We start from the raw sequence: 16,182 nt of genomic DNA on the forward strand, positions 1-16,182 counted from the left end.
GTCGATGATGTTTGGACATATATATGGGCATGGCCGCCACGGCGGCATGGGGCGCGGCTGCGGGCCGCGCGGTGGTCGCGGCGGCGGGTGGGAGCGGTTCGCCGCCGAGTTCGCGACGCGCTGGGACGAGGCGGCGCGCGGCGGCGGCGGGCGGCGGCGGATGTTCGACGGCGCCGAGCTGCGGCTGGTGCTGCTCAAGCTGATCGCCGACGAGCCGCGCCACGGCTATGAGCTGATCAAGGCGATCGAGGAGCTCACCGGCGGTGCCTATGCGCCCAGCCCGGGCGTGGTCTATCCCGCGCTGTCGATGCTGGCCGAGATGGAGCAGATCGAGGAGCAGGTGAGCGAGGGCGCGCGCAAGCGCTTCGCTGCCACCGCGGCGGGGCGCGCGCATCTCGCCGATAACGAGGCGCAGGTGGCGATGCTGATCGAGCGGCTCGCCGGGCTGGGTGCCGAGCGGTCGCGCGGGGATCATGCCCCGGTGCGGCGCGCGCTCCACAACCTGCGCCACGCGGTGCAGAACCGGCTGCACGGTACGGCGGACGAGGAGGAGATGTTCCAGGTCGCCGCGCTGATCGACGAGCTGGCGCAGACGATCGAGCGGCGGAAGTGAGCGTCTCGGTCGCGCGCGTGCCGACGCACTCGGCCAGCCGCTATCTCCAGCAGCTCGCCAAGCATTGGAGCCACAAGATGACGGTGCGCTTCTCCGCCGAGGAGGGCGAGATCGACTTTCCCAACGGCGCGCGCCTGGCGATGCGCGCGGACAGCGAGACGCTCGACGTGGTGCTCACCGTACCCGAGGGCGAGGACGCGGCGCGGATGCGCGAGGTGGTGTCGAGCCACCTCGACCGCTTCGCCTTCCGCGAGGCGCCGCTGACCTTCGACTGGCGCGGGGGGTGAGAAAGGACGTTCTCACCACCGATCTCGCCTTGTGCCCCGGCGTAGGCCGGGGCCCAGTCGGCGGACGCTGGTGGCTCTCACTTCGGCCCTCCCAGCTGGGCCCCGGCCTTCGCCGGGGCACATCGACCGAGTAGGGCGTCGCGCGCGGCAAGGGCCACGGCGTCGCGATCTCACCGCCGCGCGAGCAGCTCGCGATACACGTCGAGCACCGCCTCGTTGGCGGTGTCCCAGCGGAAGCTCTTGGCGCGCTCATGCGCGGCCGCGCCCATCGCGCGGCGCCGCGCCGGGTCGCGCGCCAGCGTCGCGATCGCGCTGGCATAGCCCTGGATATCCTGCGGCGGCACCAGCAGCCCGGTGACGCCGTCGTCGAGCAGGTCGACCGCGCCGGTCGCGCGCGCCGCCACCACGGGAACGCCCGCCGCCATCGCCTCCGACGTCACCTGGCCCCAGGTCTCCGTGACGCTCGGGTTGAACAGCAGGTCCATCGACGCCACCGCGCGCCCGAGATCGTCACCGCTCTGGAAGCCCGCGAACGCGGCCAGCGGCACGCGCTCGGCGAACCAGTCGCGCGCTGGGCCCTTGCCGACGATCAGCACGCGATGCTTGACCCCCAAGGTGTCCAAACGTGCGAGCACCTCGGCGAAGACGCCCAGACCCTTCTCGAGCACCAGCCGCCCGAGGAAGCCGATCGCCAGCTCGTCGTCGCCGATCCCGAGCGAGCGGCGCCACGCCAGATCGCGCGCACCGGGATGGAAGCGGCGGTGGTTCACTCCACGGCCCCATAATGCGATCGGCGTGGTGACACCGAGCGAGCGGATCACCTCCGCCATCGACGGCGTGGGGACCAGGACGCGATCGGCGCGATCGTAGAAGCGGCGCAGGATCCACTTGATCGCGGGCTGCACCGCGGCGAGGCCGTAATATTGAAAATAGGTCTCGAACCGCGTGTGCACCGCCGACACGACCGGGATGCCGCGCGCGCGCGCCCAGCTGACCGCGGCATGACCGAGGAACTCGGGTGCCGAGACATGGACCAGATCCGGCGCGAACGCCTCCAGGTCGCGGCGCGGACGGCACGGCAGCCCGCGCCCGAGCTTATACTCGCCGCGGCCACCGGGGATGGGGATCGCCGGCACGTCGACCACGGTGCCGCGTGCCTCGAACGCCGGTGTAGGGGTGGTGGGCGAATAGACCCGCACCGCGACGCCACGATCGAGCAGATGACCCACCAGCAGGTTCTGTGCCTGATTGGCGCCGTCGCGGACGTAATTATAGTTGCCGCTGAAGAACGCGACCCGCGGCTGAGCGACGTCGGGGGCTGGTGAGGAGGTCATCGCTCGCCCGGTAGGCCGATTGTGCGGCAAAATCGCGGCTCATCAGCATTTTGGGTCAGCTGGACTCGACCTCGTCGCTGCGGCGGAGCCGGCGGATGCGCGGCTCGCGGTCGAGCATCGCGACGCGCCGGATCGTCTGGCGCAGCTCGTCGCGCTTGTCGTGGATCGAGGCGATCACCGGCCCCATCGCCACGCCGAGATCGACCAGCACCGCCTCGGACAGTTGTAGCGAGCTTTCCAGCGTCTCGGGGACGGCGTCGGTGACACCGGCCTTGTACAGCTCGGCGGCGTGGACGGTGTCGCGCGCGCGCGCGATGATCGGCAGGTCGGGGAAGGACTCGCGCAGCCGCCGCGCCAGCCGCACCGTCAGCACGGGATCGTCCATCGTCAGGATCAGCGCGCGCGCGCTGGCGAGGTCGAGCCGATCGATCAGCTCGGCGCGCGAGACGTCACCGAACACCACAGGATAGCCCGCGGCGCGTGCCTCGGCGACCGCGTCGATATCCGCCTCCACCGCGACGAAGGCCTGCTGGTGGCGCGCGAGCATGTCGGCGACGAGCTGACCGACGCGACCGAAGCCGAATACCACCGCGCGCGTGCCCTGCTCGGCCGAGACCGCGTCGGGCAGGGGATCGCGTCCCTCGATCCGGCGCGACACGACGCGACCCAGCTTGGCGAGCAGCGGCGTGATCGTCAGCCCGATCGCGGTGACGGTCTGCCAGAAGGCCGCGGTGGAGCCGAGGATCAGCTGCGCCTGCGCCGCGGTGGCGAGCACGATCAGCGTCGTCTCGGACGGGCTGCCCATCAGCAGCCCGGTCTCGGCGGCGATGCCGCGCCGCGCGTTGGCGACGCGCAGCAGCAGATAGGTCACGAAGGTCTTGGCGCTCACCACGCCGACCACCGCGGCGAGCAGCGACACCCAATTGGCGAGGATCAGCTTGAGATCGAGGCTCATGCCCACGGTGATGAGGAACACGCCGAGCGCGAGGCCCTTGAACGGCGCGGTCATCACCTCGACCTCGCTATGATATTCGGTCTCGGCGATGAGCAGCCCGGCGAGCAGCGCGCCGACGATCGGCGACAGGCCCGCGGCGGTGGTGGCGACGCTGGCGACGATCACCACCAGCAGCGAGGCGGCGAGGAACAGCTCCGGGCTCTTGGTGCGCGCCGCCTGCGCGAACAGGCGCGGCAGCACCAGCCGGCCGCCGACGTACATCGCGACGACGGTCAGGCCGCCGCGCAGCGCGACGCCCGCGATCCCGACCCACCCGCCCTCGCTCGCGGTGGGCGCCATCGCGCCGAGCGCGAAGATGATCGGCACCAGCGCGAGGTCCTGGAACAGCAGGATGGCGAAGGCGCCGCGTCCGACCGGGCTCGACGTCCCGACCAGCGGCAGCACCAGCGCGGTGCTCGACAGTGCCAGCGCCAGCCCGAGCCCGGCCGAGCCGCTCCAATTCTGCCCGAGATAATGGAGCGTGACCCCGACCAGCGCGGCCGAACCGAGCAACTGCATCGGCCCGGTCCCGAACACGAGCTGACGCATCGCCCATAACCGTCGGAACGACAGCTCCAGCCCGATCGAGAACAGCAGCAGGACGATACCGAATTCGGCGAAGGGCTCGATCGCCTCGGGATCCGAGATGGTGAGATAATAGAGCCAGGGCGCGCGCGGCACCAGCGCGCCGAGCCCGGCCGGGCCGACCAGGGCACCGACGAGGATGAACCCGATCACCGGGCTGATGCGGAAGCGCGCGAACGCCGGGATGACGAGCCCGGCGGCGCCGAGGATCACGAGCGCGTCGCTGAAGCCCTCATTCTGAAGTCCGATTGCCATGATAGGCGTTGTAAGCGGGTTCGGTCGCACTTGTCGCGCGGAGCGGCAGAAAAAGTGCAGATCGTGGAGGGCGGGGCGCCATCGCGCATCAGCCCGCCATCCGTCAGCCCGTCAGCCCGTCAGCCCGTCAGCCCGTCAGCTCGTCATCCATCATCCGTCATCCTGAACTCGTTTCAGGATCCACCGTGCCGCACATGACTGACGTTGAGGTATGCAGAGCCGTGGGGCCGGACCCAAGAACGCGGCTTTCACCTTCGGTCGCCTAATCCCCCGAGGCTTTCCACGGGTGATAGGCCGCGATGAGGGAGATAGCTTTGTCTTCCCTCACCGTCATCCCGGCCCCGCGCCGGGATCTATCCCGCCGCGAGCGCAACGCTGGCGGTTCTCGCCGCACCATGGATCCCGGGTCGAGCCCGGGATGACGGGAGGAAGCTGCTTCCGCGACAATGAACCTTTGAGGTTCGGCGCCGTGGATCCTGAAACGAGTTCAGGATGACGGTGGGGAGGAGAGCCTCGTCGCCACCGCTGATCTGATCGGCGCGTCACGCGCGACCGGCGCCACTCGGAGGGCGGCGCGCCGAGACGCGCCGCCCTCTCTCACGTCAGGCCCAGGCGGCCATCTTCTTCTCGAGGTTGACGCGCACCGCCTCGAAGAACTGCTCGGTGGTCATCCACTTCTGGTCCGGCCCGATCAGGATCGCGAGGTCCTTGGTCATGTCGCCGCTCTCGACCGTCTCGACGCAGACCTGCTCCAGCGTCTCGGCGAAGCGGGTGACGTCGGGCGTGCCGTCGAACTTGCCGCGATACTTGAGCCCGCCGGTCCAGGCGAAGATCGAGGCGATCGGGTTGGTCGAGGTTGCCTTGCCCTGCTGATGCTGGCGATAGTGGCGGGTGACGGTGCCGTGCGCCGCCTCGGCCTCGATCGTCTTGCCGTCGGGCGTCATCAGCACCGAGGTCATCAGCCCGAGCGAGCCGAAGCCCTGCGCGACCTGGTCGGACTGCACGTCGCCGTCGTAATTCTTGCAGGCCCAGACGAACTCGCCGTTCCACTTCAGCGCCGAGGCGACCATGTCGTCGATCAGGCGATGCTCGTAGACGATGCCCGCGGCCTTGAACTGGTCGACGAACTCGCTCTCGTACACCTCGGCGAAGATGTCCTTGAAGCGGCCGTCATAGGCCTTCAGGATGGTGTTCTTGGTCGAGAGATACACCGGCCAGTTGCGGCCCAGGCCGTAGTTGAGCGAGGCGCGCGCGAAGTCGCGGATCGACTCGTCGAGGTTGTACATGCCCATGGCGACGCCGGCCGAGGGGAAGTCGAACACCTCGTGCTCGATCGTCTCGCCGCTCTCGCCTTCCCACTTCATCGTCAGTCTGCCCTTGCCGGGCACCTTGAAGTCGGTCGCCTTATACTGGTCGCCGAAGGCGTGACGGCCAACCACGATCGGGTGGGTCCAGCCCGGGATCAGGCGGGGCACGTTCTTCATTACGATCGGCTCGCGGAAGACCACGCCGCCGAGGATGTTGCGGATCGTGCCGTTGGGCGAGCGCCACATCTTCTTGAGGCCGAACTCCTCGACGCGCGCCTCGTCGGGCGTGATCGTGGCGCACTTCACGCCGACGCCGTACTTCTGGATCGCCTTGGCGCTCTCCACCGTGACGGCGTCGTCGGTGGCGTCGCGGTGCTCGATGCCGAGGTCGTAATAGTCGAGGTCGATATCGAGGTACGGCTTGATCAGGCGCTCGCGGATCCACTCCCAGATAATGCGCGTCATCTCGTCGCCGTCGATCTCCACGACGGGCGTCTTCACCTTGATCTTGGCCATGCCGGTGTCCTTGCTGAGAAGCGTTGCCGCGGTCGATAGGGGCAAGGGCGCGGGGGATCAACCGGGGGGGTAAGCTCGTGCGCCTCTCTCTTCCCGCCGTCATCCTGAGCTCGTCTCAGGATCCACCGTGCCGCACACTCAGCAGTGGCGGTGCCTGCGGGACGGTGGATCCTGAAACGAGTTCAGGATGACGCTGGGGGGAGAGGATGCCGCTCGAACCAGAGGTCAGGAGCTACCGGCCGCGATGCCGCGGGACCCTTTCGCTCGCATCACCGTTCGTGTCGCGATGCGAACGATCCGCTACCCCGCTCTCCTCGCCCTCCTGCTCCCGGCGCCGGCGCTCGCCGACACGCTGCCGCTCACCCGCGGCTATTATGTCGAGGCCGGGACGCCGTGCCGCGGCGCGCCCAACGTGGCGCTGCGCGACTACCGGGGCGACGGGATCGGTTCGAGCAAGGCCGGCCAGTGCCACGCGCGCGTCCTCGCCCGCATCGGCCAGCGTTACACGCTGCGGCAGAGCTGCGTGCAATATGGCGGCCCGCGCCAGTATCGCGCCGCCGAGCGGCTCAAGATCCGCGTCGACAGCCGCACCAGCTACACCGACCTGCGCGCCGGCGCGCATTACCGCTGGTGCCGGACGACTAACCTGTGACGGTGACGCCGGCGAGCAAGCGCGTTGTCACCGCGCGCGCCGGTCGATAGGACGAAGCGATGACTTCGCTCGACAAGCCGCCGGTCGTCACCACGACCGTGAAGTGGCGCTTTCCCGCCGTCCACCCCGAAGGACAGAAGTTCACCGCGATCGCCTTCGGCATCACGCTGCTGATGACGATCGTGTCCAAGGTGTTCTTCTGGCCCTTCCTGGGGCTCACGCTCTGGGTCGCCGCCTTCTTCCGCGATCCCGTACGCACCACGCCGGTGGGCGACGAGCTGATCGTCTCGCCCGCCGACGGGCTGATCACGATGATCGAGCGCGTGCCCGTCCCGCGCGAGTTGATCGGCGACCTCGGCGACATGCCGATGGTGCGCGTGTCGGTGTTCATGTCGGTGTTCGACGTCCATATCAACCGCTCGCCGATCGCGGGGACGATCCGCCAGGTCGTGTATATCTCGGGCAAGTTCCTCAACGCCGATCTCGACAAGGCGTCCGAGGAGAATGAGCGCCAGCATTTCGTCGTCGAGGGTTTCGACGGCCGGCGCGTCGGCTTCACCCAGATCGCGGGCCTGGTGGCGCGCCGCATCGTCGGCTTCGCCAAGATCGGTGACATCGTCGCCGCCGGCCAGCGCGTCGGCCTCATCCGCTTTGGCAGCCGCGTCGACGTCTACCTGCCCGAGGGCTATGCGCCGCAGGTGGCACTCGGCCAGCGCGCGATCGCGGGCGAGACCGTGCTGGCGCGCTTCGGCGCCGAGCGCGTCAGCGGCGTCGCGCAGTAAGCATGCGCCGCCCCGTCCGCCGCCCGCTGCGTCGCCCGCCCGGGGGACTCCCGCTGCGCGCGGTCGCGCCCAACGCAGTGACCGCGCTGGCGCTCTGCTCCGGCCTGTCGGGGATCCGCTTCGCGATCTCGGGCCATTGGGAGCTGGCGGTGACGATGGTGCTGCTCGCGGGCGTGCTCGACGGACTCGACGGGCGCGTCGCGCGCATGCTCCACGGCGAGAGCCGCTTCGGCGCCGAACTCGACTCGCTGTCCGACGCGATCTCGTTCGGCGTGTCGCCGGCGCTGATCCTGTACCTGTGGTCGCTCCACGCGCTGCCGCGCTTCGGCTGGATGGCGGCACTGGTGCTGGCGGTGTTCTGCGCGCTGCGACTCGCACGCTTCAACGCCAATATCGACGCCGACGACCAGCCGCACAAATCGGCCGGCTTCCTCACCGGCGTGCCCGCACCGGCGGGGGCCGGGCTGGCGATGCTGCCGTTGTTCCTGTGGTTCGTCACCGAGGAGCCGTTGCTGCGCGACCCGCGGCTGGTCGCGCCCTGGACGGTGGGCATCGCGCTGCTGATGGTGTCGAGTCTCGCGACCTTTTCCTGGTCGTCGCTGCGGCTGCGCCCCAATATCCGGTTCGAGGCGATCGCGGTCGTGGTGGCGGTGGGGGCGGCGGCGGTGAGCGCGCCGTGGCAGACCGCCGCGGCCGCGGGCATCGCCTATCTGCTGGCCATGCCGTTCAGCGTCGCGAGCTACGCGCGGGTCAGGCGGCTCCGCGCTGGCGGAGCGGCGCCACTGCCGGCACCGCCGACCCCGCCCAGCGCCTGACCGCGATCCGCCGCTCGGCACGCACCAGCGTCGCGAGCGGGGCCGGGCGCGCCGCCGCCATCTCGCCGCGCAGCGCGCCGACGATCTTGTCGAGATTGGGCGCCAGCGTCGCGTGGAGCGCATAGCCCACGGTCGAGAGCGCGCCGCCGAAGATCGCGAGGGTCATCACCGTCATCATTGTTCGACTCCCGTTCCGCGGCTTGGCCAGTAGAACCTCTGCATTGCCAGAGGGTTCCGAGATCAATGTCAGATCGGTACTGGTCCGATCCGGCACCGAAACGTTCGTACCGCGCTTCTGCCGTTCACCCTGTGTTCCACAGCCTTGTTCCAACTATGTTCACGCCTGTCAAGCGTTTGTTCTCCCGCTTGCGATCGTTCCACCGATCGGCTAAGGCGCGCCCCTCAACCCCGCATGGGAAGCATCAGCTACCGGTGCGCCGCCTTTCAGGCCGCGTCACTCGCTTCCCAGAGGCTTAACCGGAAGGAATTTGATTATGGCGGCACCTGTCGTCACGATGCAGCAGCTCATTGAGACCGGCGCTCACTTCGGCCACCAGACGCACCGCTGGAACCCGAAGATGAAGCCCTACATCTTCGGCGAGCGCAACGGCGTCCACATCATCGACCTGTCGCAGACCGTGCCGCTGTTCGCGCGCGCCCTCGACTTCGTCAGCTCGTCGGTCGCCTCGGGCGGCAAGGTGCTGTTCGTCGGCACCAAGCGCCAGGCGCAGGAGCCGGTCGCCGAGGCGGCGCGCCGTGCCGGCCAGCATTTCGTCAATCACCGCTGGCTCGGCGGCATGCTGACCAACTGGAAGACGATCAGCAACTCGATCAAGCGCCTCAAGGCGCTCGAGGAGCAGCTGTCGGGCAACACCGCCGGCCTCACCAAGAAGGAAGTGCTGCAGCTCACCCGCGAGCGCGACAAGCTCGAGCTGTCGCTCGGCGGCATCCGCGACATGGGCGGCATCCCGGACGTGATGTTCGTGATCGACGCCAACAAGGAGGAGCTCGCGATCAAGGAGGCCAACACGCTCGGCATCCCGGTCGTGGCGATCCTCGACTCGAACGTGTCGCCCGACGGCATCGCCTTCCCGGTGCCCGCGAATGACGACGCGGCGCGTGCCATCCGCCTGTACTGCGAGGCGATCGCCATCGCGGCGACGCGCGGCAACCAGCAGCAGCAGGCCGGCCGTGGCGTCGACCTGGGCGCGATGAGCGAGCCGCCCGCCGAGGAGGCGCTCACGGTCGAGACGCCCGCGGCCGAGCCCGCCGCCGCCTGACCCGCGTGTCCGCGCGGGCGGCGCTCGCGCGGACGCACGATTGTCACGGAGGCTGCCTAAGCCGCGGCCTCCCTCATTTCCCCTCGGCGCGCGGCGATTCACCGATCGTCGCGCGTCGATGCAAAAACCAGCTGAGGACAAGACGATGGCCGATATCACGGCAGCGATGGTCAAGGACCTGCGCGAGAAGAGCGGCGCGGGCATGATGGACTGCAAGAAGGCGCTCAGCGAGACCTCGGGCGACATGGACGCCGCGCTGGACTGGCTGCGCACCAAGGGCCTCGCGGCCGCGCAGAAGAAGTCGAGCCGTACCGCGGCCGAGGGCCTGGTCGGCGTCGCGGTGAGCGGCACCAAGGGCGCCGCGGTCGAGGTCAACTCGGAGACCGACTTCGTCGCCAAGAACGAGCAGTTCCAGAACTTCGTCCGCGAGGTCACCCAGATCGCGCTCGCCAGCGGCGGCGACGTCGAGGCGATCAAGGCGGCGCAGATGCCGTCGGGCACCACCGTCGCCGAGGCGCTGACCAACAATATCGCGACGATCGGCGAGAACCAGTCGATCCGCCGCGCGCGCTCGCTGTCGGTGAGCCAGGGTGCGGTCGTGGCCTATGTCCACAACCAGCAGGCGCCGGGTCTGGGCAAGATCGGCGTGCTCGTCGCGCTCGAGAGCGCGGCGTCGGACGAGGTGCTGCAGGGCCTCGGCAAGCAGCTGGCGATGCACATCGCGGCGGCCTTCCCCAAGGCGCTCAACGAGGAGGACCTCGACGAGGCCGAGATCGAGCGCGAGCGCGCGATCGCGGCCGAGAAGGCGGGTGAGTCGGGCAAGCCAGCCGACATCATCGCCAAGATGGTCGAGGGTTCGATCGCCAAGTACCGCAAGGAGCATGCGCTGGTCAGCCAGCTGTTCGTGATGGACGGCAAGACCAAGATCAGCGACGTCGTCGCCAAGGCGGGCAAGGACGCCGGCGCCGAGATCAAGCTGGTGGACTATGTTCGCTTCCAGCTCGGCGAGGGCATCGAGAAGGAGGTCTCCGACTTCGCCGCCGAGGTCGCCGCCGCCTCGGGCGTGCCGCAGACGGTCTGACGCCGACCGTCCGTTTTGGATGATGCGCCGCCGTCCCGGTTGAAGTGCCGGGGCGGCGGTTCGCGTTTGGGGGGGGGCGATCCGCTCCCATTGTCGAATGGCGGGTGATGTGGCTGACTTGCCCCATCAACCCGCCGTCATCCTGAACTCAACCCGCCGTCATCCTGAACTCGTTTCAGGATCCACCCTTACGCAAGAGCCGCCGCTCTTGGGTCCGCGGCACCGTGGATCCCGAAACGAGTTCGGGATGACGGCAGTGACGATAATGTCGGCAGTGTCGATAATGACGGCAGTGACGGCAGTGACGGCAGTGACGGCAGTCGCGGCAGCGACGGCAATGGCGCCGATGAAGTCAGGATGGCGCACCGCGTCTGAACGCACCTGCCGTCTCCCCGACTGTGTCAACCCATTGCCAGCCGCCGACCCGCCGCCTAGGGTCCGCGCCGCTCCGCCCCCTGCATAACGAGACCCGATGACCCAGCCCCGCTACAAACGCATCCTGCTGAAACTCTCCGGCGAAGTGCTGATGGGCGAGGGCGGTCTCGCGATCGATCCCGCGGTCACCGCGCGCGTCGCGGAGGAGATCGCGGACGTGAAGGCGCAGGGCTATGAGCTGTGCATCGTCGTCGGCGGGGGCAATATCTTCCGCGGTCTCGCCGCCGCGGCCAAGGGCTTCGAGCGCGGCACCGCCGATTATATGGGCATGCTCGCCACCGTCATGAACGCGCTCGCGGTGCAGAACGCGCTCGAGCAGATCGGCGTCGACACGCGCGTCCAGTCCGCCATCCCGATGCAGTCGGTGTGCGAGCCGTTCATCCGCCGCCGCGCCGAACGCCACCTGGAGAAGGGGCGGGTCGTGATCTTCGCCGCCGGTGTGGGCTCGCCCTTCTTCACCACCGATTCGGGCGCCGCGCTGCGTGCTGCCGAGCTGAACTGCGACGCGCTGTTCAAGGGCACGTCGGTGGACGGCGTCTACGACGCCGACCCGAAGAAGGACCCGCAGGCGACCCGCTACGAGACGGTCAGCTATGACATGGTGCTGGCCAAGAACCTCAAGGTGATGGACGCCAGCGCCGTGGCGCTGTGCCGGGATTCGAACATTCCCATCGTCGTGTTCAACATACGCGAGCACGGCAACTTTGCCGCCGTGCTGCGCGGCGAGGGCGTCTCGACGGTGGTGCAGAAGGAAGTGGAGACGACCGATGCCCGCGTATGACAAGAACGACCTCGAGCGCCGCATGAACGGCGCGGTGGAGTCGCTCAAGGGTGACCTCGGCGGCTTGCGCACTGGCCGCGCCTCGACCTCGCTGCTCGATCCGGTGACGGTCGAGGTCTATGGCGCGCACATGCCGCTCAACCAGGTGGCGACCGTGTCGGTGCCGGAATCGCGCATGCTGTCGGTGCAGGTGTGGGACAAGAGCAACGTCGGCCCGGTCGAGAAGGCGATCCGCTCCGCCGGGCTCGGGCTCAACCCGATCAACGACGGCCAGACTCTGCGCCTGCCGATCCCCGACCTGACCGAGGAGCGCCGCAAGGAGCTCGCCAAGCTGTCCGGGCAATATTCGGAGAAGGCCAAGATCGCGGTGCGCAACGTCCGCCGCGACGGCATGGACGCGCTCAAGACCGACGAGAAGAAGGGCGTGATCTCCGAGGACGAGCGCAAGCGGCTCGAGACCGAGGTGCAGAAGCTGACCGACGCGACGATCGCCGACATCGACTCGGTCTCGGCCGCCAAGGAAAAGGAAATCCTCAACAAGTGACGTCGCTCGCGCCTGGGGGGGAGGGGTGATGGCGACCGCCGCGATGCCGCGCGAGGCGCCCGCGGTGCTGCCGCGCCACGTCGCCATCATCATGGACGGCAACGGCCGCTGGGCGGCGCAGCGCCATCTGCCGCGCGCCGCCGGCCATCGCGCCGGGGTCGAGGCGGTGCGCTCGGTAACCCGCGCCGCGCGCGCGATGGGCCTGGAAGCGCTGACGCTCTACGCTTTCTCCTCGGAGAATTGGCGCCGCCCGGAGGAGGAGGTCGGCGCGCTGATGAAGCTGCTCAAATTCTTCATCCGCAACGACCTCGCCGAACTGGTGCGCGAGAATGTGCGGCTGCGCGTGCTCGGCGACTACCGCCGCTTCCCCGCCGACGTGGTCGAGCTGGTCGACGACGCGCTGGCGCGCACCGCCGCCAACACCGGGCCGATCCTCGCGATCGCGCTCAACTATGGCGCGCAGGCCGAGCTGGTCACCGCCGCCCGCCGCCTCGCCGAGCGCGCCGCGCGCGACGGCCTCGCGCCCGAGACGATCGACGCCGTCGCGATCGAGGCCGAGCTGGAGACGCGCGACCTGCCGCCGCTCGATCTGCTGATCCGCACTTCGGGCGAGCAGCGCCTGTCCAATTTCCTGCTGTGGCAGGCGGCCTATGCCGAGCTGCTGTTCGTCGACACGCTGTGGCCCGATTTCGACGCCGCCGCGCTCGCCGCCGCGCTCGACTCGTTCGGCAAACGCCAGCGCCGCTACGGCGGGCTGTGACCCGCCCCGCATGACCGAGCCGACGCCCGACGCCAAGCTGCGGACCCCGTCCAACCTGCGGCTGCGCATGATCGCCAGCGTCGCGATGATCGCGGTGGCGAGCGTCGCTTTGGTGCTGGGCGACATCGCCTTCTGGCTGCTCGCGGTGGTGATCGCGCTGTTCATGATGGCGGAATGGTCGGACCTGGAGAAGGTGCCGCCCAAGACCAAGCGGCTGGCGCAATTCGCGCTGAGCGTGCCGCTGGCGACGATGGCGCCGGCGTGGCTGATCATCGAGCCGCGACCCTTCTTCACGCTCGGGCTGATCGCGGGGGCGGCCTTCTTCGTCGCCATCGTCACGCGGCTGCCGCAGCTCGCGCTCGGCGTGGTCTATTGCGCGCTGCCCGTGCTCGCGCTGGTGGTGCTGCGGCGGCAGGGGGAGGGGCTGCTCGAGACCTTCTGGGCGATGTCGCTGGTCTGGGCGTGCGACATCGGCGCCTTCTTCGCCGGCCGTTCGATCGGCGGCCCCAAACTGGCGCCGCGGCTCAGCCCCAACAAGACCTGGGCCGGGCTGATCGGCGGCGCCGCGGCGGCCACCGCGCTCGGGGCGCTGCTGCACGCGGCCGCGGGACTGCCGCTGGTGCTCGCGCTCGCCTCGCCGCTGCTCGCGGTGCTGGCGCAGGCGGGCGACCTCTACGAGAGCTGGCTGAAGCGCCGCGCCGGCGTGAAGGACTCGGGCAACATCCTGCCGGGCCACGGTGGCGTGCTCGACCGGCTCGACGGGTTGGTGCCGGTGGCGCCGGTCGCGGCCTTGCTGGTCGTCTCGCTGGGCGCGTTCGGGTGAGGACCGTCTCGATCCTGGGAGCGACCGGCTCGGTCGGTACCTCGACGCTCGACCTCGTCGAGCGCGAGCCCGATCGCTTCCGCGTCGTCGCGCTCACCGCCAATGGCGACGTCGAGCGGCTCGCCGCGGCGGCGCGGCGCACCGCGGCCGAGCTGGCGGTGGTGGCGGACGAGTCGTGCCTGCCCGCGCTGCGCGACGCGCTCGCCGGTACGAGCACCGCGGTCGCCGGGGGGGCGCAGGCGGTATGCGACGCCGCCGCCGCGGGCGCGGACTGGACGATGGGCGCGATCGTCGGCTGCGCCGGGCTGCGGCCGACGCTGGCCGCGATCGAGCGCGGCGGCACGGTGGTGCTGGCCAACAAGGAGCCGCTGGTCTCCGCCGGCGACATCATCACCGCCGCCGCGGCGACCCACGGCGCCACGTTGCTGCCCGCCGACAGCGAGCACAATGCGGTGTTCCAGTGCCTCGACCCGACCCGCCCCGAGAGCGTGCGCCGGATCATCCTGACCGCGAGCGGCGGGCCGTTCCGCGACTGGACGCTCGAGCAGATGGCGGCGGTGACGCCCGCGCAGGCGGTGGCGCACCCGAACTGGTCGATGGGCGCCAAGATCTCGGTCGACAGCGCGACGATGATGAACAAGGGCCTCGAGCTGATCGAGGCGGCGCGCTTGTTCCCGGTGCCGCCCGAGCGGATCGAGATCGTGATCCATCGCCAGTCGGTGATCCACTCGATGGTGGATTACGTCGACGGCTCGATGCTGGCGCAGCTCGGCCCGAGCGACATGCGCGTGCCGATCGCGCACTGCCTCGCCTGGCCCGAGCGGATGGCGACGCCGATGGAACCGCTCGACCTCGTCAGGCTCGGCCGGCTCGACTTCGAGGCGCCCGACGCGCTGCGCTTCCACGCGCTGACGCTGGCGCGCGACGCTGCCGAGGCGGGCGGGGCGCGGCCGGCGATCCTCAACGCCGCGAACGAGGTGGCGGTCGCCGCTTTCCTGGCGGGCGCGATCGGCTTTCTTGAAATTGCCGCAATCGTCGACGATACGCTACAACGCTACGACCCGGCCGCGCCGGAGACGCTCGACGCGGTGCTCGCGATCGACGCGGAAGCGCGAAGGAGAGCCGGCGAGCGCGTGAAGGATTGCGTCGCTTGATCCAGACCCCTGGCGTATTGATCACCGCTCTGGCCTTTGTCCTGGTGATCGGCCCGCTCGTCTTCGTCCACGAGATGGGCCATTATCTCGCCGGGCGCTGGTTCGGGGTGCATGCCGAGGCTTTCTCGATCGGCTTCGGGCGCGAGATCGCCGGCTGGACCGATCGCCGCGGCACGCGGTGGAAGCTCGCCTGGCTGCCGCTCGGCGGCTACGTCCGCTTCGCCGGCGACATGAACCCGGCGAGCCAGCCCGGCCCCGAGTGGCTCGCGCTGCCCGCCGAGGAGCGCGCGCGCACCTTCCAGGCCAAGCCGGTGTGGCAGCGCGCGATCGTCGTCGCCGCCGGCCCGATCGTCAATTTCGTGCTGGCGGTGCTCATCCTCGCCGGCTTCGCGCTGGCCTATGGCGACGCGCGCACGCCGGCGGTGGTGGGCGAGGCGCTGCCCGGCACCGCCGCCGCGGCCGCCGGCCTGCGCGCGGGCGACCGGGTCACCGCGCTCGGCGGGCGCGAGATGGACACGTTCGAGGACATGGTCCGCTACGTGAAGATCCGCGCGGGCGAGCGCGTCCGCGTCGATTATGTCCGGGGCGACCGCGCCGCCGCGGTGGACGCGACGATCGGTACGCAGCTGCAGCGCGATCGCTTCGGCAACGAATATCGCGTCGGCCTGCTCGGCATCGCGCCGACGACGCCGGTGATCACCGAAGTCGGCGTGTTCGAGGCACCGGTCGTCGCGGTGCGGCGCACCGGCCAGATCGTCGGGATGATGGTCGAGACGATCGGCCAGATCGTCACCGGGCGCCGCTCGGTGAAGGAATTGGGCGGGCCGCTCTCGATCGCCAAGGCCTCGGGCGAGCAGTTCGCGCTGGGGCCGGAGGAGTTCGTCTTCCTGATCGCGCTCGTGTCGATCAATCTCGGGTTCATCAATCTTTTGCCAGTGCCGATGCTCGATGGCGGTCACCTGCTCTTCTACGCGATCGAGGCGGTGCGGCGGAAACCGGCGCCGCCGCAGCTGGTCGAATGGGCGTTCCGCGGCGGGCTGGCGGCGGTGCTCGCGCTGATGCTGCTGGTGACGTTCAACGACCTGGGCAACCGCGGGCTATGGCAGCATCTGGCCGGCTTGATCGGGTGAGCAAGGTAAGGCAGGGCGGCGCGGCCCGCATGCACGGCGGTTTCTCTCGGGTGG

17 protein-coding genes are annotated in these 16,182 nt (G+C 69.6%); 13 read left to right on the forward strand and 4 right to left on the reverse strand.

The window, feature by feature from the left end; genetic code table 11:
• The first annotated feature begins 7 nt into the window (after positions 1-7).
• Both EV292_RS03395 and EV292_RS03400 read left to right on the forward strand, forming a co-directional pair.
• On the forward strand, positions 8-613 hold the full coding sequence (locus EV292_RS03395) for a PadR family transcriptional regulator (RefSeq protein WP_132907747.1): 606 nt from the start codon (positions 8-10) through the stop codon (positions 611-613).
• Positions 610-900 carry a DUF2218 domain-containing protein gene (locus tag EV292_RS03400; RefSeq protein ID WP_132907748.1) on the forward strand — a complete coding sequence of 97 codons (291 nt, stop codon included), beginning with the start codon at positions 610-612 and terminating at the stop codon, positions 898-900. Before EV292_RS03395 ends, EV292_RS03400 begins: the two co-directional genes overlap by 4 nt.
• A 170-nt stretch (positions 901-1,070) precedes the next feature.
• Here EV292_RS03400 and EV292_RS03405 read toward each other — a convergent pair whose 3' ends face one another.
• The 3 genes from EV292_RS03405 to EV292_RS03415 all read right to left on the reverse strand — a co-directional run bounded on the left by EV292_RS03405 (position 1,071) and on the right by EV292_RS03415 (position 5,891).
• Positions 1,071-2,234 carry a glycosyltransferase family 1 protein gene (locus EV292_RS03405; RefSeq protein WP_132907749.1) on the reverse strand — a complete coding sequence of 388 codons (1,164 nt, stop codon included), beginning with the start codon at positions 2,232-2,234 and terminating at the stop codon, positions 1,071-1,073.
• Positions 2,235-2,289: 55 nt separating this feature from the next.
• The gene (locus EV292_RS03410; RefSeq protein WP_132907750.1) at positions 2,290-4,068 is read right to left on the reverse strand and encodes a cation:proton antiporter; all 1,779 of its coding nucleotides are present in this window, start codon (positions 4,066-4,068) and stop codon (positions 2,290-2,292) included.
• Between the two features lie 602 nt (positions 4,069-4,670).
• Positions 4,671-5,891, reverse strand: a complete 1,221-nt coding sequence (locus EV292_RS03415) for an NADP-dependent isocitrate dehydrogenase (protein ID WP_132907751.1) — start codon at positions 5,889-5,891, stop codon at positions 4,671-4,673.
• A 244-nt stretch (positions 5,892-6,135) separates the two neighbouring features.
• Here EV292_RS03415 and EV292_RS03420 point away from each other — a divergent pair, with 244 nt between their 5' ends.
• Genes EV292_RS03420 through EV292_RS03430 form a run of 3 tightly spaced genes read left to right on the forward strand, consistent with a single transcriptional unit; the run spans position 6,136 to position 8,140 of the window.
• Positions 6,136-6,543, forward strand: a complete 408-nt coding sequence (locus EV292_RS03420; RefSeq protein WP_132907752.1) for a hypothetical protein — start codon at positions 6,136-6,138, stop codon at positions 6,541-6,543.
• 59 nt (positions 6,544-6,602) lie between these two features.
• On the forward strand, positions 6,603-7,325 hold the full coding sequence (locus EV292_RS03425) for a phosphatidylserine decarboxylase (protein WP_132907753.1): 723 nt from the start codon (positions 6,603-6,605) through the stop codon (positions 7,323-7,325).
• A gap of 2 nt (positions 7,326-7,327) precedes the next feature.
• A complete protein-coding gene (locus EV292_RS03430) occupies positions 7,328-8,140 on the forward strand; it encodes a phosphatidylcholine/phosphatidylserine synthase (RefSeq protein ID WP_132907754.1) in 813 nt (270 codons plus the stop codon).
• On the opposite strand, the gene EV292_RS03435 is transcribed toward EV292_RS03430, so the two are convergent.
• Positions 8,076-8,306 (reverse strand): hypothetical protein, encoded by a 231-nt coding sequence (locus EV292_RS03435; RefSeq protein WP_132907755.1) that lies wholly within the window; start codon positions 8,304-8,306, stop codon positions 8,076-8,078. The genes EV292_RS03430 and EV292_RS03435 overlap by 65 nt on opposite strands.
• A gap of 328 nt (positions 8,307-8,634) precedes the next feature.
• On the opposite strand from EV292_RS03435, the gene rpsB reads away from it, so the two are divergent.
• From rpsB to EV292_RS03480, 8 genes are all read left to right on the forward strand, one after another.
• The gene (gene rpsB / locus EV292_RS03440) at positions 8,635-9,420 is read left to right on the forward strand and encodes a 30S ribosomal protein S2 (protein ID WP_132907756.1); all 786 of its coding nucleotides are present in this window, start codon (positions 8,635-8,637) and stop codon (positions 9,418-9,420) included.
• Between the two features lie 145 nt (positions 9,421-9,565).
• Entirely contained in the window at positions 9,566-10,501 is a 936-nt protein-coding gene (tsf, locus tag EV292_RS03445) for a translation elongation factor Ts (protein WP_132907757.1), read from the forward strand.
• Positions 10,502-10,973: 472 nt separating this feature from the next.
• Positions 10,974-11,717 carry a UMP kinase gene (pyrH, locus tag EV292_RS03455; protein WP_132907758.1) on the forward strand — a complete coding sequence of 248 codons (744 nt, stop codon included), beginning with the start codon at positions 10,974-10,976 and terminating at the stop codon, positions 11,715-11,717.
• On the forward strand, positions 11,704-12,261 hold the full coding sequence (frr, locus tag EV292_RS03460) for a ribosome recycling factor (RefSeq protein WP_132907759.1): 558 nt from the start codon (positions 11,704-11,706) through the stop codon (positions 12,259-12,261). The genes pyrH and frr overlap by 14 nt, the downstream gene beginning before the upstream one ends.
• A 28-nt stretch (positions 12,262-12,289) precedes the next feature.
• Positions 12,290-13,021 carry an isoprenyl transferase gene (locus EV292_RS03465; RefSeq protein ID WP_132907760.1) on the forward strand — a complete coding sequence of 244 codons (732 nt, stop codon included), beginning with the start codon at positions 12,290-12,292 and terminating at the stop codon, positions 13,019-13,021.
• Between the two features lie 10 nt (positions 13,022-13,031).
• Positions 13,032-13,844, forward strand: a complete 813-nt coding sequence (locus EV292_RS03470; protein ID WP_132907761.1) for a phosphatidate cytidylyltransferase — start codon at positions 13,032-13,034, stop codon at positions 13,842-13,844.
• The gene (locus tag EV292_RS03475) at positions 13,841-14,998 is read left to right on the forward strand and encodes a 1-deoxy-D-xylulose-5-phosphate reductoisomerase (RefSeq protein ID WP_132907762.1); all 1,158 of its coding nucleotides are present in this window, start codon (positions 13,841-13,843) and stop codon (positions 14,996-14,998) included. The genes EV292_RS03470 and EV292_RS03475 overlap by 4 nt, the downstream gene beginning before the upstream one ends.
• Positions 14,995-16,128, forward strand: coding sequence for a M50 family metallopeptidase (locus tag EV292_RS03480; protein WP_207913324.1), 1,134 nt, complete (start codon positions 14,995-14,997; stop codon positions 16,126-16,128). Before EV292_RS03475 ends, EV292_RS03480 begins: the two co-directional genes overlap by 4 nt.
• Positions 16,129-16,182: the final 54 nt, after the last annotated feature.

It is taken from the genome of Sphingomonas sp. BK235 (assembly GCF_004345855.1).
Lineage (GTDB): Bacteria > Pseudomonadota > Alphaproteobacteria > Sphingomonadales > Sphingomonadaceae > Sphingomonas.